This is a genomic window from Arthrobacter sp. LT660 (assembly GCF_056172845.1).
Genome location: NZ_CM149651.1, coordinates 1,473,146 through 1,492,425 on the forward strand (window position 1 = coordinate 1,473,146; position 19,280 = coordinate 1,492,425).

The window sequence follows — 19,280 nt, forward strand, 5'->3', positions numbered from 1 at the left end:
TCCGGATTGCCAATCCGGACAGACCCCTTACGGGACGACGCGACTGTTTCGGTGGCCAAGAAATGCCCGTCCGGGTTGCTTTGGGAAGACGCGTGAACCCGGAATCGGAGGCCTTGAATAGAAGAATTGGCCAAAGCCGCCTTTAAACCACTCGGGCACTGGAATACTGAACGCATGCCCGAACTCCACAAAGACGCGCTTTCTTCCATCACTGCCCGGTGGAACACGGTTGAGGAGACGGTGGAACTTGTCGTGGACGGCACCCCCGTCCCGGCAATCGTCAACAAGAAACGAAACGTAGGCATATCGCCCTTCGCGCATCGCTTTCCCCAATCCTCGGTGGACGAGTGGCTGGCAGGCTACCGGGATCCAGAGCTGCGCGGGGCGACCACGGAGCTGACACCTGGTGAGCTGGAACTTACGGTGTGCCCCTACGATGCGGACATCCTGTGCGGAACCTTCGCCGTCTGGCTGGCGCGCACCGATGATCGCATTATCTGGCATGGACCTCATTGGGCAGGAGACGCCATTGCAGCGGAAATCCTGGGCCGCGAGGACCTGGTGATACCGGAGGGAAACGATGATCCCCTCACCTGGTTCCCGCCCAAGCTGGAATTCCCCGCTGCCGAATACGACGCTGCCATGGATTCGGTGCAGCACATCATCGAAGCCCACCCGTGGCCCGCTTCCCCTTCAAGACCACCCTCGCGGCTTACCCGCATGATGATCCGGCTTCAAGGTGACCGCGACTCAAGCTAAAACCGCCACCGTGGCCAGACCGAACCATGTGCCGGGATGAGCCCATTTGTCATTCTTCCCGCGGACCCGACTGTGTGATTTCGGGCCGAACCCGTATCGGGTTTGAATGTGCCGTAGGCTCAGGCCACGCAGGTTTTGATTCAAAAGTACGGAAGGGGTCTAGAAGATGACCGAAGGGTACTACTACGAGCCTGTTGCGCCTGCAGATCTACCCACCAACAAGGCAGGGCGCTACGCGATCCTGCACCGCCTCTGGGACGTATCGGAAGGCAACGCTGGGGTCACCGACTCCAGAGTGCTTGACCAAGCCAATAGACGAGCTTGCGAGCTGAACCTGGAATCCGCGAACGTGGGTGTCCCTGGGTGGGAAGGGGAAATTACACGGCCGGCAGAAGACCTCGCGTGGTTTGCTGAGAAGGGCTTCTTCATCTTCGACGTCCTCGACGGCAAAGGCGACCCCGGCCACCCTTGGTGGCAATCGATTAGGGACCGCTTCTCTAGAGGACATAAGTGAATTGGCGGCTTTGCAGCTGACCGGCCCCTCCGCCACACCAACCCTGCACTGCGCCAGAGCGGCGAGCAAGTTCGAGTTGCAGGGCGCTGTCCAGGTGAGGGTTCGGCTTACGGACGCCCTAGCGCAGGGCAGAGGACTTCGGGCACTCTGTGCAGTGGCTATTAGAGGAAAATGGCACCGCGGCAGGGGCCTCGATTCCTGTTCCCTGGGTTCCTAGTTTTCGAGGGAAGGTATCTGGAGCCTTGCGCAGACGTTCTTGTCGCCAGGGATAACCGCCACCGCATTCTCAACGACGCAAGAAGCCAGCTCCGGTACATAATGACCTGGGCCCAGCCCGCTTTCGTTGGCAGGTGTGTAGATCTGCCCGTTCTCGTCTTTACTGATAGCGTTTTCCGGCTGAGCGGGAGCCGGCTGCTTGAAATCCTTGGGAACTAGATGGCTGGTTATGCCTTCGGGGTTCATCATCCCCATATCCCAGTACTTGGAACACAGGGCGACCCCGTCTTCGACCTGATCGGATTCGCCGGGCTTGGCCTCATATCCCGCTCCCATGTAGGGACCCAGTTGATAGCCGGGATCGCCCTCGTCTTCGCTGATCACGAACTGCGAAGCCTTGAGGTCCGCGTTGTAGTAGCAGCGGATTTCGCGTTTGTCTTCAACGGGCTTGGTGGCGATGTAGTACGCCGATCCGGTTGCCGCGAACACCAACGCGCCGGCAGAAGCCAGGATGAGGGGTTTCCGGTGACGCCGGGGCCTGCCTTGTGCCTGAGAAATTTCATTGACCAACACTGAGCGCACTTGGGTGCGACGTGCCGCTGAGAAACGCGGTTCTTCGGGATTCATGGCCGACTCGTTTCTGGAGAGAGTTTCAACGAATGTTCGGGGTTTGGCTCGGAAAAGGCTTTCAGCTTCTTTCGTGCGCGGTTGAGCCGTGATCGAATGGTCCCCACGGGTGTGCCTAGTGCGCGGGCCGCATCGATGTATGTGAAATCGAACATCAGGCACAGGACTGCCACGGCTCGTTCGGTCGCGCTTAGTCCCGCCCCGTCGAGAAGCTTGCCTGAGAGGGCTTGTGCATCCAGCACCTCGGCAACCTGCGGTTCGAATGCCGTGGTTTCCTCGCCGTGCGGCAGTCTTTCAATAAGGGCTCGATAGCGTTTTGCCGTACGTGCACGATTGAGGTTGGACTTGGCGGCGACCCCGATCAGCCACGGCAGTAGGGAGTCGTGCTCCAGCCTGATCGTTCCCCGTTTTCGCCACGCTTCCATAAAAGCGATTGAGACCAGTTCCTCGGCATCATGCCATGACCCGCAGGCGCTCAAGCAGAACTTGAACAGTGCATCGGCGTGCCGATCGAACAACGTCCCGAAGGCATTGGCGTTGCCTGCTGCACATCGGTCCCAAAGGTCCTGATCGTTGCCCGGTAACTGGTTCATATCTAGTAGTGTCCACTACCGCGAAATAAGTTCACGGCGGGATCGCCCTTCCCCATGGTCTCCCAGCCATTCCCTCCGGTGTCCCGGTAGCCGTTCCCCTGTGAAACCCTGCGCAGCGCAGACCTTGGTGTTTGGTGATGCGGCGTTTAGCGCAAAAAGCAGGCCATATCGTCGGCGGGAGTATCGGACAACCAAGCTCTACTGCCTAGAACCCACGCCGTGCATAATGACTATATGACTGCACTCGAAGGGCAATCTCGGAACGCTGCAGCGCCGAGCATCGTAGTCGTGGTGCTGGGCGCGGTCATCGGCCTGCTGCTCGGACTCTTCGGTTCAATTTTCGGGCCCTACTATCCGATGGCGATTGGTGCCGCCTTAGCAATTATCGGAGGTGCCGGAATATCTGGCGGTGGTCGATGGAGCCGAGTCCTTCTGATATTCGGCATCGCAGTCTTAGCTGGTGCGACAATGTACCTCACGATTGGCCTGCTCACTCCTGACGGCGCGAGCAGTGGCTCTGGCAGCGGATGCGCTCCCGGTGGGTCCTGCGAATAGCCGGAACACATCGGACTAACGACTGGGATCGTCGGTTTTGAACATTCCGAGATGCTGAAAAATAACTACCTGACCTAGGTTCTTGACCACAGATACCTTGAAGATATAGCTGGAACCTTGGCCGTAACTCTTGTAGCCAGACTCATTCCACTTGCGGTCGGGGAAACCGACCCGCAGAGGGTTCCCATAGGGCTTCGGAAAATGAGTCTATTAATGTAAGCAACAAGCCTCCTCGGGAAAGGTCAGCGCATGTGGGGAAGGAAGAACAAAGAGAAGTCAGTAGAGCTGGAACGAGCCTATATTCGGCGGTTGCAGGAAATTGAAGAGTCCAATCAGTCAGCGGACATGCGAGGTCCAACACCTGAAAACCTCAGGCGTGGGCAGGCGGAGTATCTGGGCGAGGTAACCAGCGGCGACTATTCGGGCTACCTCGTTGTTGTTGATTCCATGGGAATGCTGACCCAAGATCCGGCGAGAACCGAGTCGGATTTGTGGCTTTCCTGTGCTGACCTATCCGTGGGGATTGAAGAATATTGGGTGGCAATTATTAGGCGCAACGAGCGTCAAAAGCCTGTGCCGTTCGAGGAAGATGAGTTCTACTACCGAACTCTGCCAGAACTATTGGATGCCATGGCTCCAATGCATATACGTTGGTACTCGGCAACGGAGACGAATCATTTTTTCAGCGAGCCCAATGATTCCCCTGACTGGGATCCCGAGTAATTCTGGAATTGCTTGGGCCAGATGCAGCTTTCTCTGATGAAACCCCGGCTCGGGTTGGACTGTCCCACTCAAGGTTCCCTTCCGGTCACGGAAGGACTGTGCCGACGAGTCCTGAAAACGAAATTCATATTCCACGACGGAACCCGAATGGATCGGGTCCAATAGGCCACTAACGAATACTCGGCTGTACCGGTAAGCATGGCGATCCCCACGCAAACCGGCAGTCCAAGGTGGTCCATCACATCCTGCTTCATCCGTCGGGCCAGGGCTCGCAGTTCCGGCAGGGTCCCGCGGACGCCCAGGAATGCCTCGTCAATGCTGTAGACCTCGACCCAGGCCGAGTGCCGGCCCAGCAGTTGCATGGTTCGGGCGGAAAGGTCCCCGTAGAGCTCATAGTTGCTGGATTTGGCGACCAGCCCCATGCGTTTGGCGAGTAGCGCTTGCTGGTAGCGGTAGTCCATTTAGTCGGTAGCGCGGTTCTGGCGAGGTGGTAGCGGCCCGGGCGCTGTGTACCCGGGCCGCTCCGGTGTTATTCCCAGTAGTCCTGGTGGGCGCGGGCCTGGTCGTTTTGGTGCCTTCGCATATCGATCTGGCCGAGGTTGATGATCCGGGCGTTGTTGGCGAGGCGGTTCACGATCGAGTCCGCCGCGACCCGATCGGGCAGTTCGGCGATCCAATGCGCCGGCCCGGTCTGCGAGGCGATCATCGTCGGCAGCCGGTGTTCGCGGTTCGCGAGGATCGCGAACAGGTCGCTGGCGGCGTCGCTGTCGATGCCGACGGTGAGGAAGTCGTCGATGATCAGCAGGTCGATGTTGGAGAGCTCGTTCAGCAGTTTCTGGTGGGCGATGCCGTCGCCGCGTGCGATGACGAGCCGACGGGCGAGGTCGTCCATCCGGAAGTAGAGAACCGAGTGTTCGCTCTGGCAGGCGCCGATGGCCAGCGCGCAGGCGAGGTAGGTTTTCCCGCCGCCGGTGGGCGAGATGATGAGCAGGTTCGTCGCGTCGGAGCGCCAGTCGTGGGCGGCATAGCGTCGCATCCGAATGGGGGTGATGCCGCGCCCGTCGCGGTAGTCGACCTCGGCGACGGTCGCGCCCGGGATCGGGAAGGCGGCCTGGCGGATGAGTTTGTCGACCTTGTTGATGCGCCGGGACTCAAGGGCGTCGTCGACGGCGGTTAGGAACAGCTGCTCGGGGGTGAGGGTGTCGTTGCCTTCGTCTTGGATGAGCTCTTCCAGCCGGGTCGCGACGTGGGTCACGCGCAGGGCCCGGAACTTGTCATAATCGATGCTGGTGAACATCACTTCCCCTCCTCGTCGCGTGCATAGTGGGAGGCATCGCGAACATAGACGTCTGGCATGGTGTCGCGGAAAACGACGGTGCTGACGCGTTTGCGTGTCGAGGCCGCCGGGACCTGCGGCCGAGGCTTCTTCGCGTCGCTGTCGATCGCCGCCATCAGACGTTTCAGTGTCGAGTAGGTCGGATGGGCGCTGCGGTTCACGAGTTCCTGGCAGGCCGCCTCCAGCCGTTCCCGGTTGTTTTTGCCGAGCCCGTCCAGGACGTTCTGGCAGGACAGGTAGCCCTGCGCCTCAATCACCTGGCCGTCGAGAATCTGCTCGATCACCGTGACGGTTGCCGGCCCGACGCTGCGCGCCCGATCGGTGAACCACCGCCTGGACCACAGCCCATCGATATTGCGGTGCTGCGGCGGGACATGGCCGGGCAGGGTCGAGTACTGGCCCTTTCGGCCGGTCAACCGCGGGTGTTCGCAGAGCATCTCGTGCCCATCGAAGACCGTCACCCGGGACGAGGTCAGCCTCACCCGCAACAGCTTCCCCGCCAAAGCGAACGGCACCGAATACCGCTGCGTTTCGGCGGTGACGTGGTAATTACGGCCGGCCTTCAGTTCCTTCCAGGAGACGTCTTCGAACGCAGCGTCCGGCAACGGCTCGAGGAACTCCCGTTCCTCGGTGTCGAACCTCTCCCACCTGGTCGTATCGTCAGCGCGGCGGATGTCGTGGTTGATCTCCCGCACCCGCTCCTCGATCGCAGCATTCAACTCGGCCACGGTCGTGAAGACATCGTCGTCGAGGTAACCGATGACGCGCTTGTTCACGACGTTCACCGCGTTCTCGGCTGCGGCCTTGTCACGCGGGCGCTTAACGCGTGCCGGAACGATCGCGCACTGGTAATGGTCGGCGAGCTGCTGATACCGAGTATTCACAACCCGCTCCGCGTCACCCTTGTGGACTTGGTGGGTCGAGGTCGTCGGGTTGTCCGGAACGACGATCTGCGGAACGCCGCCGAAGAACGTGAACGCCTGAACGTGAGCGTCGAGCCAGGCCGGGGACTTCATATCCGCGTAGGCGCGGCAGAAGATCACGCCCGAGAAAGGCAGCACAGCAACGAACAACACCGCCCTGACCACCTCGCCGGTGATCGTGTCAACGACGTCCATCGTGTCGCCGGCCCAGTCCACCAGCATCGCCCGGCCCGGCTCGTGCCGGAGCACCGCCACCAAATCGTGGGTGCGGAGATAATCGGTGAACAGGGCGCAGAACTGCGAATACCCGTACTTCTTGCCCGCGTCCTTGGTATCGACGTAACGGCGCCAAGCCAACAGCAGAGTGAAGTGCCGGTTCTGTTTCATCGACGCCAGCACCTGCGACAGGTCGGGCTGGACGTACTCCTCTGATACCTTCCGGCGCCCGTCGGGGAACCACTTCGCGAGCTCAGTGTCGGTGATCGCACCCACCGAAGTGACACCCCGGCCCTGGATCTCCTGCCGAACCCGGGCCACGTCGCGATGCGAGCACCCCGCGATCTCGACGACTTCGCGGTAACTCCGCCCCTCCAGCAACAGCCCCAATATTTTCCGATAGTCCACCATGAACCCGCCCTTAACAATGAAACGACAACGCCGAATGCGTTGTCCCTTCACAGCAGAGCAGTACATCAACCGCCAGCGCTACCGTGTACCCGGAAACGTGCTACCAACTCGACGGACTACCGCTACCACCAAGCGCTAGGTGCCACGTTCGGCGGTGGGGGCGAGCTTGAACCAGGGGGCGCCCATTTCGATGCCTAGGGCCTTGGCTTCGTCCGACCGGGCGACGGCGCAGCCGTCGTTGTTGGACAGGACGATCACCGGCCGGCCGATCAGCGTCGGGTCGAAGGCCTGTCAATGGCCAATAGTTTGTGCCCATGGGCGGCCAGCAGAAATGCCCGCTGGTGGCCATGAAAACTGCCCACTCATGGCCACCAGATCTGCCCACCTGATGTTCGGTGGCGTTGGCCATGTTGGGGTCGGGGTTTAGTTCATTGGCGTGACTCCTTTTCCGGCCAAGGCCTGGCTGAGTCGGATTGAATCTCCTGATGTCTGGCAGACGTGGGCGTGGTGCAGCAGCCGGTCCACGGTTGCCGTTGCCAGGGTTTTAGGCATGAGCTCGTCAAAGCCGGCAGGATGCAAGTTTGAGGACACCGCGATAGACCGTTTCTCATAAGCGGCGTCGACGAGACGGTAGAGTCCCTCCGCCGCGTCAACGCCGACCGGCAAGAGGCCTATGTCATCGACCACCACCAGATCTGCGCGCAGGATCCGGGCGACGACTTTGGTGACGCTGTCATCGGAACGGTGGGCGCGCATGAGAGCGCCGAGGTCCTCGAGGCGGAACCAAGCGACCCGCAGTCCGGCTTCGACGGCCTGCTGCCCGAGGGCTTCGAGGAAGAATGTCTTGCCCGTGCCGGAGGGGCCGCAGATCACGACGTTCTCCTTCCTTCCGATCCATTCCAGCGTCCGCAGCGCCTGCTGCGTCGGCGTGGGGATCGAGGATGCGGCGGGGTCCCAGGTGTCGAAGGTTTTCCCGGTCGGGAAGCCCGCGGCCTTGCGCCTGGCGGCAAGCATGGAGCGGGATCGACCGGCGACTTCCTCGACGAACAGGGCCTTGACGACCTCGGCCGGTTCCCAGCGCTGGGCGCGGGCAGTCGCGATCAGCTCCGGCGCCAAAGCCCGCGCGTGGGGCATCTTCAGCTGCCGCATCAGCGCCTCCAGCTCCGCCGGCAAGGCCGGTGCGGTGACCGGGACCGGACTCATGCGCTTTCCTCCAGAACGGCGGCGGCCTCGGCGGTTGCGGGTGGCTGGCCGATGGCTGCCCACCCTGCGGTGCCTTGGGTGAGGGACTGGGTTTCCCTGGCGGCATGGGTGGTGGTGCGTGAACCCGCTGCGTTCAGGATCGAGGTGAGGTCCTTGTTCGCGAAGCGGCCATGGATGGCCGCGGTTCCCAACGCGTGATCGACTTCGGACTGCCCGGCGATCTTGGCCAGGGCGACGGCTTCGGCCATCTTCACGTTCATCCGTGCCGTCCCGGCGGCTGCGGCCTCGAGCAGCCAGGTCCGGGCGCCGTCCCCGATCGCGAGGAACTCCGCCTCCGCGGCCGTCCGGGCCTTCGCTGTGTAGTCGCCAGGGATCCTGGGCCGGTGGTCCGGGAAGTGGGCGTCGTTGATCGCCGGGCTGCCGGGCCGGGCGCGCCGGTGCCGGGCGACTTCCACCGGGCCCTGGCTGCCGTGGTGGACGACGATGACCTGTTCATCGGGTCCGGCGCCGTGGGATCGGACGAACACCCCCGCGCCGAGCAGATACGCCGGGACGGAGTACTGACCGTTCTCGAAGGTGACCATCGGCGTGTTCTCCGGGACGGACCGGGAGAGGCCGAACGCGACCGTGTGCGCGGTGTCCGGGATGCGGTGCAACCGTGGCGCTTCCTCGGTCAGCATCGCGGCGGGTTTTCGGCGGGTAGCGCGGTGCTCACGGTGGTTGACCTCATCCATGAAGCCCTGGCACGCCGCCTCGATCTCGGCGAAGGAAGCGTATTCGGGGCGCAGGTTGGTGTCCTTGGGCACGATGTCGGCCTTGGCGAGTTTCACCGAGGACTCCACGCCGCCCTTGGACGCGGGATCAGCCGGCTGGCAGGTCAGGACCGTCACGCCGTAATGGCGGGCGAACTCGACCGTCTGCTGGTTACGGACAGGGACCCCGGCGACGTGGGAAACGGTGACCGCTTTCTCGTTGTCGGTGAGGACGTAGGTTGGGGCGCCGCCCACGACACGGAACGTGCGGTCCAGCGCCGCGAACACACTCGGCGCCGTCCGGTCCCGCAGGACGATCACGACCCGGAACCGGGACCACGCCAGCCATGCCACGAACAACACGGTCTTCTTGCCCTCGATCACTGGGCCGTCGCCGAAATCGTACTGGATCCACTGACCAGGTTCGGTCACCCAGGGGCGGTGCACCCGGACGTGGCCGAGCCGCCAGGCGGCGCGGACCTGCGCGACTGCCCGGCGGGTCGAGCGTTCCGAACCCTCGTAACCGAGGGCACGGAGTTTCTCGTGGGCTTTATCGGCTCGGATCTTGCCCTTGGAAGCCTCGATCCATTCCTCGATCTTGGGCAGGAACGCATCAGTGACCCGGCCCCGGTAGGCCGGCTCGGCGATCGGCTGACCGGCGTCCCGGGCAGCGACGTGCCGGGCGACCGTGTGGTGCGAGCAGCCGGTGAGTTCCGCGGCGGCGCGCAACGAACCCGTCAGATCATACGCAGCAAGTATTTCCATGATTTCTCCGTCAAACTTCATTAGGGCCTCTTCCCGGGCGACTTTGGTGCGACTAGACACCGTTATCAAACCCCGGGAAGAGGCTCCCGCCGCTTAAGCAGCAGGGCTACGTCAAAGAAGTGGGCAGATCTCACGGCCACCAACGGGCAGTTTCCATGGCCGTCAGTGGGCAGTTCCGTGGCCGCCTATGGGCAGTTTTTCATGGCCGCTAACACCCGGCAGCGGAGCCACCTCGAAGGACGCCTCACCATCGACGAGCAGCGGCACACGGCTGGTTGCCAACAGGTGCACCTGCGGACACGCCGCCAAAAGGTTGCCGACCAGCTCCGAGCACCCCTGAACCAGATGCTCGCAGTTATCCAGCACCAGGAGCAGGTGTTGTTCCTGGAGCTGTTCGACGAGCGTGTCCGTCAGTGCCTGCCCGGGCCGTTCGCGAACGCCCACCGCCTCGGCGACGGCCGGTGCCACCCGGCCGGGTTCGCTCACGGCCTGCAGGTCGACCCAACGGACCCCGTCGGCAAAGCGTGCCGCTACATCTCCGCTGACGACCATTGCCAGCCGCGTCTTTCCGCAACCACCCGAACCGGTCAACGTCACTACACGGGTCTCCGCGAGCAATTCCGCCAACTTGGCACGCTCACGGGCGCGACCGATAAACGCCGCTACACTGACAGGTGCTCCGCGCTGCATCAGCATCGACTCGATCCCGGCCCCACGCGGACCGGTCTTCACTCTGACACATGCCACATCGTTTCGAGAAGATGCGGCACCACCGATCAGCAACATAGCGCCACCATTTCCCGCGCATAGTCAAGGACCTGTCAAGGACCTCTTCACGCGGTTCGTCGATGGCCGGCGATCCTCGGCCGACGGGTGAGCCCTTCCTTGGCAGGTTCCGCGTCGACCTCCCAGTCGAACTCCGCCTCGGCAGACGGGTGAGCCGCAGCTAGTTCCAGCGTCGCACACAGGTCCTCGATCAGTGCGGCACGTTGCTCAGGCTCAGGTGCCCGGGCCGCCCGAGTGAGTTCGTCCGCCGCCACGGACCCGGTGCAGGTCGCCGGTCCAGCTCTACGCAGCGCTTGGCGCCCGCGCCGCGCGCCAGCAGCCAGCCTCCGTACTGTCGGCCCGTACCGCTTGCCGCCAAAGCCGTGTCCGCCACACGTTAAGGTGGGACCCCACCACATCGCGCATTCGACTCAACGAGCGTTTCCTCACGCGACTTTCAGGGGTGTAATGGCGTCGATCTGCTCCGACACGCGATCCTCTGCGACGTCGAGATCATAGTGTGCCTGAAGGTTGAGCCAGAACTGCGCAGTTGTACCGAAATACTTGCCAAGGCGCAGCGCGGTATCCGCAGAGATCGCGCGCTTTCCGTGCACGATCTCATTGATGCGACGCGGCGGAACACCGATCGAAACTGCGAGCTTGTTCTGCGTGATGCTGAACCCCTCAAGGAAATCCTCCATGAGGACCTCGCCCGGGTGGATCGGCGCGAGCTTGTCGTTCATCTCAATGGTAGTCAACGATCTCGACCTCCTCGGGGCCAGCGTCGGTCCATACGAAACAGATTCGCCACTGGTCGTTGATTCTGATGCTGTGCTGGCCGGACCGATCGCCCTTCAACTGCTCGAGCCTGTTACCAGGCGGCACTCGAAGTTCGTCGAGCGCCTCAGCCGAGCCGACCTGGCGAAGCTTCCGCAGCGCAACCCGCTGGATCCGGGGATCCAGCGACCGTACGCGCTCACGACGCCACAACCGTTCGGTATCTCTGCTGCCGAACGATCTGATCACTCGACCAGTCTATAACGCATCGCGTCAATAACGCCAGACGTTATACAGTGTTATCGAACAGTTGACGGGTGCCGGAGTGATCACGGAGATCACCGGACGCAAGCGCGACCGCATCTGGGCAGCACCCGGTGCGATAGATGTACTCGAGGAGCTGAACCGGCACGGCGGTACAAATGCGGCACGACATTCGCACCGTATCAGGACGGGATGTCGAGGTTGACAGGCCCGGCTTCGCCAGGGCCCCCGCATTGCCCACTTCCGCCGACACGCCGCCATTCGAGTGCGACGTCCCGTTCGACGAGCACTTGGCCTGTTGAGGACAACACACGAAGCGTGGCCCTTTCCGGCGTCGTCATCGCAACCGAGGCTTGCCAGTTCCTTTCATCGACACGAGAAATGGAGAATGGCGAGGCAACGGCATGGTGGGTCGGTGGGACGGCAGTCAGTTCTCCCGGCGTCAAGACCTGCAACGGCTTCTCAGATTCCGGCTGCATAGGAGCCGACGAGGCGCACTCGCCGTACGCACACAACTCGACAGCTGCTACATCGCCCATGTTCCCGTTGAGGTGAATGCCCACTGTATTGATCCAGCCGATGGCAGGGCAGGCCGTGCCGGTGGAGCACCCCGTCACCGACATAATCACGAGCAGCGCGGCGGCAAGGCAGAATCGTCGTATTCTCCCCACGCCCGCCAACATTAGCAGCAGCCTTGAGGGGACATCCGAAGTGGGAGAGCGCCTGAATGCAGAAATGGCGCAACCCTTTCGAATTGCGCCATTTCTCAAGACGAAAAACTAGACGTTGAAACGGAACTCCACGACGTCGCCGTCCTTCATCACGTATTCCTTGCCCTCGATCCGGGCCTTGCCCGCGGACTTCGCGGCGGCAACGGATCCGGCGGCAACAAGATCGTCGAAGCCGATGACCTCGGCCTTGATGAAGCCTCGCTGGAAGTCGGTGTGGATGACGCCGGCGGCCTGCGGTGCGGTGTCGCCCTTGTGGATGGTCCACGCGCGCGTTTCCTTGGGGCCGGCCGTCAGGTAGGTCTGCAGCCCGAGCGTCTCGAAGCCGACGCGGGCCAGCTTGTCCAGGCCCGACTCCTGGTAGCCGGCGTCCTCGAGCATCTCGGCGGCCTCCTCCTCGGTCAGCTCGGCGAGCTCGGACTCGAACTGCGCGTCCAGGAAGATCGCCTCGGCCGGCGCGACGAGGGCGGAGAGCTTGGCCTTCATTTCCTCGTCGGCCAGCCCGGCCTCGTCGGTGTTGAAGACGTAGATGAACGGCTTGGTGGTCATGAGCTGCAGCGGCGCGAGCTCCTCGAGATCGACCTTCGCGGCGGCGGCGCCGGCGAAAAGTGTTGTCCCCTCTTCGAGCACCCTCTGCGCGGACTTGACCGTTTCGATGAACGACGCCTCGATCTTCTTGGCGCGGAGTTCCTTGTCCAGGCGCGGAAGCTGGTTCTCGATGGTCTGCAGGTCGGCCAGGATCAGCTCGGTGGCGATGGTCTCGATGTCCGACGCCGGATTCACCTCGCCGTCGACGTGGACCACGTCGGAGTCCTCGAAAACGCGGGTCACCTGGCAGATGGCGTCCGCCTCGCGGATGTTCGCCAGGAACTTGTTCCCCAGGCCCTCGCCCTCGGAGGCGCCCTTGACGATGCCCGCGATGTCGACGAAGGACACGGTCGCGGGCAGGATGCGGTCGGAGGAGAAGATCCCGGCCAGCACCTTCAGCCTCGAGTCGGGCAGGGGCACGACGCCGACATTGGGTTCGATGGTCGCGAACGGGTAGTTCGCCGCCAGAACCTGCGCGCGGGTCAGTGCGTTGAACATGGTTGACTTGCCGACATTGGGCAGTCCGACGATTCCAATAGTAAGAGCCACGGGAGAAGAGTCTACCTGCCCCATTCCGTCGGTGGCGGCTGGCACAGTGGAGACATGGACGCAATCGGCTGGATAGTGGCAGGTCTCACCCTGATCGTCGGGGCGCTCGCGGGCGCCGCCGCCCTGTGGTGGTTCGGTATCAGGGGCACGCTCGCGGGCCTTCGCCAGGAGAACGACGACGCGGCGCGGCGCCTGGGCGACGCGACCACGGCCCTCGCGGCGGTCCAAGCGGAGAAACACATGCTCCAGGGACGCGTGGACGAGGACCGCGAGCGCGGCCGCCGGGACCAGTCCGTGCTCCAGGCGCTGGCCCCGGTCGCGGAAAAGCTCCACCAGGTGCAGACACAGGTTTCGATCCTGGAACGGGACCGCGTCGAGCAGTTCGGGCAGCTCAGCCAGCAGTTGGCGATGGCCGCCGAACAGGATGCCGCCTTGCTGCGCACAACCGCTTCGCTGGCGGGCGCGCTGCGCAACAACGCGGCGCGCGGCACGTGGGGCGAGGTTCAGCTGCGGCGGGTGGTCGAGGCCGCCGGCATGCTCAACCACGTGGATTTCTCGGAACAGACCACCACCCACACCGGCCAACGGCCCGACCTCGTCGTGTCACTGCCGGGCGGCAAGTCCGTCGCCGTGGATTCGAAGGTTCCGCTGGCGGCCTACCTGCAGGCCCAGGAGCTGGACACGGACGCGGATCCGTCCCTGCGCTCCCGCCAGACCGAACTACTCGTCGCCCACGCCAAGGCGCTACGCGCACATGTGGACGCACTGGGCTCGAAAAAGTACTGGGAATCCGTGCCCGGCAGCCCCGAGCTTGTGGTCTGCTTCCTGCCGGCCGAGTCGTTCCTGGCCGCGGCCCTGTCCGCCGACGCCGGACTGATGGACTACGCGTTCTCCAAGAACGTCGCGCTGGCCTCGCCCGCCACGCTCCTATCCATCCTCAAGGGGCTGGCGTTCGCCTGGCGGCAGGAATTGCTGACGGAGAACGCCAAGGCGCTCTTCGAACAGTCCCGGGAGCTCTACGAACGGCTCGGCACCATGGGCGGGCACGTGACGCGGTTGGGCAATTCCCTGAAGTCCAGCGTGGAGAAGTACAACTCGTTCGTCGGCGCGCTGGAGTCCCGTGTGCTGCCGTCCGCGCGGCGGATTCAGGAACTCGATCCGGGGCTGGGCTCGGACCCGGCCACCAGAACAACGCTCGAGGCCGTTCCGCTGGAGGCGACACCACGGGTGCTCAGCGCGACCGAGCTGCTCGACGAGCGGCAGTCGGAGGAAAACGCGAGCTCCGGACAAGGTCGGGATACCCGCGCGGCTGGCTAGCGTCGCGGGCCCGGCGCGGCGGACGCTAGTTCGCCGGTCGCGCTCCGCGGCCGCCGAGTCCCACGGAGCCGTCGCCGGCCTCCTTGAGCTTGGCGCGCAACTCCTTCGGCAGTGAGAACAGGATGTCCTCCTCGGCCGTCACGATTTCCTCGGCCGGGCCGAAGCCGTATTCGGACAGCAGGTGCAGAACGTCGCGCACCAGCACCTCGGGCACGGAGGCCCCGGAGGTCACGCCGACCGTCGAGACGCCCTCGAACCAGGTTTCGTCGATCTCGTTCGCGTAGTCCACCCGGTACGCCGCCTGGGCGCCGTACTCCAGCGCCACCTCGACAAGCCGCACGGAGTTCGACGAGTTCGAGGATCCCACCACGAGGACGAGATCGGCATCCGGGGCGATCTTCTTGATGGCCACCTGTCGGTTGGATGTCGCGTAGCAGATGTCGTCGCTGGGCGGATCCTGCAGGTTCGGGAAGCGGCCCCGGAGAATGCGGACGGTTTCCATGGTCTCGTCCACGGACAGCGTGGTCTGCGAAAGCCAGATCAGCCTGTCCGGGTCGCGGACCTCGATGGTCGCCGCTTCCTCGGGGTTGTTGACGATCTGCGTGTGCTCGGGCGCCTCGCCGTAGGTGCCTTCAACCTCTTCGTGGCCTTCGTGGCCGATCAGCAGGATCTCGTAGTCGTCCTTCGCGAACCGCACGGCCTCGCGGTGGACCTTGGTCACCAGCGGGCAGGTCGCGTCGATGGTGCGGAGGTTGCGGTCGTCCGCGGACTGCACGACGGCGGGGCTGACGCCGTGCGCGGAGAAGATCACCAGCGCGCCCTCGGGGACCTCGTCGGTCTCCTCCACGAAGATCGCCCCGCGCTCCTCGAGCGTCGTCACGACGTGCAGGTTGTGCACAATCTGCTTGCGGACGTAGACCGGCGGCCCGTAGTGCTCCAGCGCCTTCTCCACGGCGATGACGGCCCGGTCGACGCCGGCGCAGTAGCCGCGGGGGGCGGCAAGCAGGACGCGCTTGGGTCCCTCGACCGGAGCCGCGGCCGCGACGTCCTCGGGGCTGCGCCGCCGGCGTGGGACCTGCGGCATGGGCACGGAGACCGGAGCGATGGCGGTGGTAGGCATGGGGCCAATTCTAGCCGGTCTAACGGCGGCGGCTCAGGGCATGGGCCACAAGGGAGACAACCATCACGGCCGCGCCGCCCGCCAGCGTCCCCGTCGCGACCGGGACCAGCTGGCCTTCGAGGCCGGACACGAGGGTGTCCGTCACGATGGCCTCCAGCGTCGCGCCCGAACCTCCGGGCGCCGCGGCACCGGTGGCCAGGTCCCCGGCCGCCACTCGCGCGGCAAAGCCCGCCACGGCCAGGACCGCCCCGCCGAGCGCCAGAACCATCCAACGGCCCCGGCCGGCGACGGCGAGCGCGAGCAGCGTGGCGACGCCGGATCCTGCCGCGCCCCAGATCCACAGCCCTGCCTGCGCGACGGCGGCGGCAAGGGGCCCCTGGATCGGGTGCCCGTCGGGCGGAACGCCGAGATCGAACACCACGGACGCCTCCGGCCGGAGGCCCTCCACCATCCCACCGAGGCCGATCGAGCCGGCCGATTCGGTCAGCTTGGCGTATCCGAGTGCGGCCACCGGGCCGATGTCCAGCCCCACGCCCGCGTTCTCCGCTTCCCCCGCATGGACCGCGCGGAGCTGCGCGACGTAGTCCTCCCTGGTGAGGTCGATGGTCTTCAGCCACGCGGCCTCGAATCCGGGATCCGTGACGATCGTGTCGAGTGCCTGGACCGCCGCCTGCTCGATAACGGGCTCCAGCGCGTCGGGGATGGCGACCTCATCGGGCAACCGATCGGTGATTACCGCCGCGAGCCGCGGAGCCAGCGCCTCGAGGAAGGCTGGGTCGCCGGACAGCGGGCCGGCCACCGCCCGGGCCTGCTCCGGCGTCTCGGCCAGTCGCTCCAGGTACGAACCGGCGATGGCGAGGCACGCGAGCGCGGCAGCCAACAGGATCAACGGCACAGCCAAGAACGTCCTCATCCGGGCCCCTCCCGGGCCGCCGGGGAGTGGCTGGCCCATTTTGTCCCACCTTACTGATATTGATTGAGGGGTCGGACCGCTCCGGACCGGACCGAAACGAGCAACGGGAAGGACCACCGTGGACGAGCAACGCGCGGACGTTTCGTCGCTGCCCGCGACCGCCGCGGAAACCTCCCCCGACTCCCCCTGGCCGCTCCGCGTCTTCTCGGAAAAGCTCAAGGCGCACATCGAGCGCTCCCCCGACGTCTGGATCGAGGGCCAGCTCCTCGAGGCCAACCTCCGCAACGGGCACGCCTACCTGACCATGCGGGACGTGGACGTCGAATACTCCCTGTCCGTCAACGTGTGGGCGCCCGTGATGCGGAACCTCGACTCGCGGCCGGAAGTCGGAGCCCGCGTGGTGGCCCGTGTCCGCCCCAACCTCTACCTGAAGACCGGCCGGCTCTCCATGACGGCGTCGGATCTGCGTCCCGTCGGCCTCGGGGACCTGTTGGCCCGGCTGGAGCGCCTGCGCCAGTCCCTGGGCGCGGAGGGGCTCTTCGACGCCTCGCGGAAGCTGCCGCTTCCGGTCCTGCCGCACCGTGTGGGGCTGATCACCGGCCGAAATTCTGATGCGGAAAAGGACGTGGTGCGCAACGCGTCCCTGCGCTGGCCCGGCGTCGAGTTCGAGATCCGCAACACCGCGGTCCAGGGCGTCAATGCCGTCCGCGAGGTCGTTGCCGCGCTGCGTGAACTCGACGCGATGGAGACGGTGGACGTCATCGTCATCGCCCGCGGCGGGGGCGCGCTCGAGGACCTGTTGCCGTTCAGTGCCGAGGAGCTGGTCCGCGCCGTCTCCGCCGCCACCACGCCCGTGGTCAGCGCCATCGGGCACGAGGCCGACCGCCCCCTCCTCGACGACGTCGCGGACGTTCGCGCCTCCACCCCCACGGACGCGGCCAAGCGGATCGTTCCCGAGGTCGGGGAGGAGCGCCAGCGGATCGAACAGGCCCGTGTCCGGCTGGACCGGGCCGTCCACCAGTTCGTCGAACGCGAGTCCCACCGGATCGAATCGCTGCGCACCCGTCCCGTCATGGCCCATCCCGCGGGCATGGTGGACGTGCGCGCGGAGGACGTGGACCGCCTGCGCGTCCGGTCGCTCCAATCGATGCGCTCCGCGCTCGCCCGGGGATTCGACGCCGTCACGCACCTGCGCGCTCAGGTCCGGGCCCTCTCGCCGCAACAGACCCTGGACCGCGGCTACGCGGTGGTCCAACGCCCCGGCGGCGCCGTCGTCCGGGATCCCGCCGACGCTCCGGCCGGCACCGAACTCACGGTGCGGGTCGCTAGCGGCCGGCTTGCCGCCGTCGTACTCGAGAACGCGTCCAACGCGCACACCACGACCGAGGACACCACCACCGAAGGGACCTCCCATGCCTGAGACCCAGACCAACGCGGACATCGCCGAGCTGAGCTACGAGCAGGCACGCGAGGAGCTCGTCGCCGTCGTCGCCCAGCTGGAAGCCGGAGGCGCGAGCCTGGAGCAATCGCTCACCCTGTGGGAGCGCGGCGAGGCGCTCGCCGCCCGGTGCGAGGCGTGGCTGGAGGGCGCGCGGCAGCGCCTGGAGGCTGCCCGGAAAGCTTCCGACGGGCAGCCGGACGGAGAACAGTGGCGGTAGCCCGCGGGGCGGAAGGTGCGTGGGGTCAGCTTCCCGACTCGGCGAGGCGCCGCTTCTGCTCCTCGATGTCGAAGTCGGCCGGCGGCCACTGCGGACCCATGTCCTTGAGTGCGTCGATCACCAGCTGCTGCACGGCGATGCGCGCGTACCACTTCCGGTCCGCGGGGACCACGAACCAGGGCGCCTCGTCGGAGTCCGTGCGCCGGATCGCGGTCTCGTAGGCATCCATGTAGCTGTCCCACAGCTCCCGCTCGTCGATGTCGCCCGGATTGAACTTCCAGTACTTGTCCGGACGCTCCAGCCGCTCGGACAGGCGCCCGTGCTGCTCTTCCTTCGAAATGTGCAACATGACCTTGATCAGCCGGGTGCCGGACGCGGCGACGCGCGCCTCGAACTGGCGGATGGCCCCGTAGCGCCGCTCGATCTCCTCCGCCGGCGAAAGCGCGCGCACCCGGTGGATCAGGACGTCCTCGTAGTGCGACCGGTCGAACACGCCGATGATCCCCGCCTCGGGCAGTTCGCGCTCGATCCGCCAGAGGAAGTCGTGGGACTTCTCCTCCTCCGTGGGGGCCTTGAACGCCCGGTGCGCCACCCCCTGCGGATCCACCGCACCGATCACGTGCCGGACGATTCCGCCCTTGCCGGCGGTGTCCATCGCCTGCAGGATCAGCAGGACACCGCCCGTTTTCTGCCCTCCACGGGAGGCCGCGAAGAAACGCTCCTGGAGCTCGCTGAGCTCGCCGTCGGCCCGCGCGAGGGCCGCGACGCCGTCGTCCTTGTCGCCCGGGTAGCCGGGCGTGGACCGGGGGTCGATGTCCGCCAGGCGGACGTCGGGGCCGGCCCGCAGCGTCTGGGACGGTGCCACCGCGAAGTCGACTCCCGGCCCGTCAGCGGCGGCCGCGTCCTCCACGACCGTGGGCTTCGAACCCTTCCCGCCCTTGTTTCTGCTTTTGCCCTTGTCCCGCTTTTTGTCGCCCATGCGCCCACTATGCCACCGCCGGCCCGCAG

Annotated in this window: 20 protein-coding genes and 2 pseudogenes; 7 read left to right on the plus strand and 15 right to left on the minus strand. The window is 65.0% G+C overall.

What is annotated here, in order from left to right; translation table 11 throughout:
- Window positions 1–174: 174 nt before the first annotated feature.
- Both AC0QSG_RS06730 and AC0QSG_RS06735 read left to right on the plus strand, forming a co-directional pair.
- On the plus strand, window positions 175–759 hold the full coding sequence (locus AC0QSG_RS06730; RefSeq protein WP_302263503.1) for a hypothetical protein: 585 nt from the start codon (window positions 175–177) through the stop codon (window positions 757–759).
- Between the two features lie 166 nt (window positions 760–925).
- Window positions 926–1,273, plus strand: a complete 348-nt coding sequence (locus AC0QSG_RS06735; protein ID WP_302263502.1) for a hypothetical protein — start codon at window positions 926–928, stop codon at window positions 1,271–1,273.
- 213 nt (window positions 1,274–1,486) lie between these two features.
- Here AC0QSG_RS06735 and AC0QSG_RS06740 read toward each other — a convergent pair whose 3' ends face one another.
- Window positions 1,487–2,116, minus strand: coding sequence for a hypothetical protein (locus AC0QSG_RS06740; protein WP_302263501.1), 630 nt, complete (start codon window positions 2,114–2,116; stop codon window positions 1,487–1,489).
- Complete coding sequence (locus tag AC0QSG_RS06745) at window positions 2,113–2,709, minus strand: RNA polymerase sigma factor (protein WP_302263500.1); 597 nt, start codon at window positions 2,707–2,709, stop codon at window positions 2,113–2,115. Before AC0QSG_RS06745 ends, AC0QSG_RS06740 begins: the two co-directional genes overlap by 4 nt.
- Before the next feature lie 804 nt (window positions 2,710–3,513).
- Here AC0QSG_RS06745 and AC0QSG_RS06750 point away from each other — a divergent pair.
- Entirely contained in the window at window positions 3,514–3,987 is a 474-nt protein-coding gene (locus AC0QSG_RS06750) for a hypothetical protein (RefSeq protein WP_302263499.1), read from the plus strand.
- Between the two features lie 200 nt (window positions 3,988–4,187).
- On the opposite strand, the pseudogene AC0QSG_RS06755 reads toward AC0QSG_RS06750, so the two are convergent.
- The 9 genes and pseudogenes from AC0QSG_RS06755 to AC0QSG_RS06795 form a co-directional block, all read right to left on the minus strand.
- A pseudogene (locus AC0QSG_RS06755) lies at window positions 4,188–4,427 on the minus strand (Y-family DNA polymerase); the annotation flags it as partial.
- 89 nt (window positions 4,428–4,516) lie between these two features.
- Window positions 4,517–5,284 carry an ATP-binding protein gene (locus AC0QSG_RS06760; protein WP_475375122.1) on the minus strand — a complete coding sequence of 256 codons (768 nt, stop codon included), beginning with the start codon at window positions 5,282–5,284 and terminating at the stop codon, window positions 4,517–4,519.
- A complete protein-coding gene (gene istA, locus AC0QSG_RS06765; RefSeq protein ID WP_475375123.1) occupies window positions 5,284–6,873 on the minus strand; it encodes an IS21 family transposase in 1,590 nt (529 codons plus the stop codon). The genes AC0QSG_RS06760 and istA (AC0QSG_RS06765) overlap by 1 nt, the downstream gene beginning before the upstream one ends.
- 147 nt (window positions 6,874–7,020) lie before the next feature.
- Window positions 7,021–7,164, minus strand: a pseudogene (locus AC0QSG_RS06770) (Y-family DNA polymerase); the annotation flags it as partial.
- Window positions 7,165–7,296: 132 nt separating this feature from the next.
- Complete coding sequence (gene istB, locus AC0QSG_RS06775) at window positions 7,297–8,076, minus strand: IS21-like element helper ATPase IstB (protein WP_435728490.1); 780 nt, start codon at window positions 8,074–8,076, stop codon at window positions 7,297–7,299.
- Window positions 8,073–9,614: an IS21 family transposase gene (gene istA, locus AC0QSG_RS06780; RefSeq protein ID WP_475377028.1), complete on the minus strand. Its 1,542-nt coding sequence runs from the start codon at window positions 9,612–9,614 to the stop codon at window positions 8,073–8,075. Before istA (AC0QSG_RS06780) ends, istB begins: the two co-directional genes overlap by 4 nt.
- Window positions 9,615–9,755: 141 nt before the next feature.
- Window positions 9,756–10,379 carry an ATP-binding protein gene (locus AC0QSG_RS06785; RefSeq protein WP_475377054.1) on the minus strand — a complete coding sequence of 208 codons (624 nt, stop codon included), beginning with the start codon at window positions 10,377–10,379 and terminating at the stop codon, window positions 9,756–9,758.
- 425 nt (window positions 10,380–10,804) lie between these two features.
- Complete coding sequence (locus AC0QSG_RS06790; RefSeq protein ID WP_475377055.1) at window positions 10,805–11,101, minus strand: HigA family addiction module antitoxin; 297 nt, start codon at window positions 11,099–11,101, stop codon at window positions 10,805–10,807.
- 1 nt (window position 11,102) lies between these two features.
- On the minus strand, window positions 11,103–11,384 hold the full coding sequence (locus AC0QSG_RS06795; protein WP_475377056.1) for a type II toxin-antitoxin system RelE/ParE family toxin: 282 nt from the start codon (window positions 11,382–11,384) through the stop codon (window positions 11,103–11,105).
- Window positions 11,385–11,978: 594 nt separating this feature from the next.
- Here AC0QSG_RS06795 and AC0QSG_RS06800 point away from each other — a divergent pair.
- Window positions 11,979–12,182, plus strand: a complete 204-nt coding sequence (locus AC0QSG_RS06800) for a hypothetical protein (RefSeq protein ID WP_475377057.1) — start codon at window positions 11,979–11,981, stop codon at window positions 12,180–12,182.
- Here AC0QSG_RS06800 and ychF read toward each other — a convergent pair.
- Entirely contained in the window at window positions 12,179–13,264 is a 1,086-nt protein-coding gene (gene ychF / locus AC0QSG_RS06805; protein WP_475377058.1) for a redox-regulated ATPase YchF, read from the minus strand. The genes AC0QSG_RS06800 and ychF overlap by 4 nt on opposite strands.
- Window positions 13,265–13,339: 75 nt before the next feature.
- Here ychF and AC0QSG_RS06810 point away from each other — a divergent pair, with 75 nt between their 5' ends.
- Window positions 13,340–14,581: a DNA recombination protein RmuC gene (locus tag AC0QSG_RS06810; RefSeq protein WP_475377059.1), complete on the plus strand. Its 1,242-nt coding sequence runs from the start codon at window positions 13,340–13,342 to the stop codon at window positions 14,579–14,581.
- 25 nt (window positions 14,582–14,606) lie between these two features.
- On the opposite strand, the gene AC0QSG_RS06815 is transcribed toward AC0QSG_RS06810, so the two are convergent.
- Together AC0QSG_RS06815 and AC0QSG_RS06820 are read right to left on the minus strand one after the other, a co-directional pair.
- On the minus strand, window positions 14,607–15,701 hold the full coding sequence (locus AC0QSG_RS06815) for a 4-hydroxy-3-methylbut-2-enyl diphosphate reductase (protein ID WP_475377060.1): 1,095 nt from the start codon (window positions 15,699–15,701) through the stop codon (window positions 14,607–14,609).
- A 19-nt stretch (window positions 15,702–15,720) separates the two neighbouring features.
- Window positions 15,721–16,614, minus strand: coding sequence for a hypothetical protein (locus tag AC0QSG_RS06820; RefSeq protein ID WP_475377061.1), 894 nt, complete (start codon window positions 16,612–16,614; stop codon window positions 15,721–15,723).
- Between the two features lie 118 nt (window positions 16,615–16,732).
- Between AC0QSG_RS06820 and xseA the strand changes: the two genes are divergently transcribed.
- Together xseA and AC0QSG_RS06830 are read left to right on the plus strand one after the other, a co-directional pair.
- The gene (gene xseA / locus AC0QSG_RS06825; RefSeq protein WP_475377062.1) at window positions 16,733–18,034 is read left to right on the plus strand and encodes an exodeoxyribonuclease VII large subunit; all 1,302 of its coding nucleotides are present in this window, start codon (window positions 16,733–16,735) and stop codon (window positions 18,032–18,034) included.
- Window positions 18,027–18,272 (plus strand): exodeoxyribonuclease VII small subunit, encoded by a 246-nt coding sequence (locus AC0QSG_RS06830; RefSeq protein ID WP_475377063.1) that lies wholly within the window; start codon window positions 18,027–18,029, stop codon window positions 18,270–18,272. The genes xseA and AC0QSG_RS06830 overlap by 8 nt, the downstream gene beginning before the upstream one ends.
- Window positions 18,273–18,297: 25 nt before the next feature.
- Here AC0QSG_RS06830 and AC0QSG_RS06835 read toward each other — a convergent pair whose 3' ends face one another.
- Entirely contained in the window at window positions 18,298–19,251 is a 954-nt protein-coding gene (locus tag AC0QSG_RS06835) for a PPK2 family polyphosphate kinase (protein WP_475377064.1), read from the minus strand.
- Between the last annotated feature and the right edge of the window lie 29 nt (window positions 19,252–19,280).

Coding starts and splice junctions, on each gene's coding strand:
- AC0QSG_RS06730 (WP_302263503.1), top strand. CDS start 175: ATGCCCGAACTCCACAAAGACGCGCTTTCTTCCATCACTGCCCGGTGG.
- AC0QSG_RS06735 (WP_302263502.1), top strand. CDS start 926: ATGACCGAAGGGTACTACTACGAGCCTGTTGCGCCTGCAGATCTACCC.
- AC0QSG_RS06740 (WP_302263501.1), bottom strand. CDS start 2,116: ATGAATCCCGAAGAACCGCGTTTCTCAGCGGCACGTCGCACCCAAGTG.
- AC0QSG_RS06745 (WP_302263500.1), bottom strand. CDS start 2,709: ATGAACCAGTTACCGGGCAACGATCAGGACCTTTGGGACCGATGTGCA.
- AC0QSG_RS06750 (WP_302263499.1), top strand. CDS start 3,514: ATGTGGGGAAGGAAGAACAAAGAGAAGTCAGTAGAGCTGGAACGAGCC.
- AC0QSG_RS06760 (WP_475375122.1), bottom strand. CDS start 5,284: ATGTTCACCAGCATCGATTATGACAAGTTCCGGGCCCTGCGCGTGACC.
- istA (WP_475375123.1), bottom strand. CDS start 6,873: ATGGTGGACTATCGGAAAATATTGGGGCTGTTGCTGGAGGGGCGGAGT.
- istB (WP_435728490.1), bottom strand. CDS start 8,076: ATGAGTCCGGTCCCGGTCACCGCACCGGCCTTGCCGGCGGAGCTGGAG.
- istA (WP_475377028.1), bottom strand. CDS start 9,614: ATGAAGTTTGACGGAGAAATCATGGAAATACTTGCTGCGTATGATCTG.
- AC0QSG_RS06785 (WP_475377054.1), bottom strand. CDS start 10,379: ATGTTGCTGATCGGTGGTGCCGCATCTTCTCGAAACGATGTGGCATGT.
- AC0QSG_RS06790 (WP_475377055.1), bottom strand. CDS start 11,101: ATGAACGACAAGCTCGCGCCGATCCACCCGGGCGAGGTCCTCATGGAG.
- AC0QSG_RS06800 (WP_475377057.1), top strand. CDS start 11,979: ATGGCAGGGCAGGCCGTGCCGGTGGAGCACCCCGTCACCGACATAATC.
- AC0QSG_RS06815 (WP_475377060.1), bottom strand. CDS start 15,701: ATGCCTACCACCGCCATCGCTCCGGTCTCCGTGCCCATGCCGCAGGTC.
- AC0QSG_RS06820 (WP_475377061.1), bottom strand. CDS start 16,614: ATGAGGACGTTCTTGGCTGTGCCGTTGATCCTGTTGGCTGCCGCGCTC.
- AC0QSG_RS06830 (WP_475377063.1), top strand. CDS start 18,027: ATGCCTGAGACCCAGACCAACGCGGACATCGCCGAGCTGAGCTACGAG.
- AC0QSG_RS06835 (WP_475377064.1), bottom strand. CDS start 19,251: ATGGGCGACAAAAAGCGGGACAAGGGCAAAAGCAGAAACAAGGGCGGG.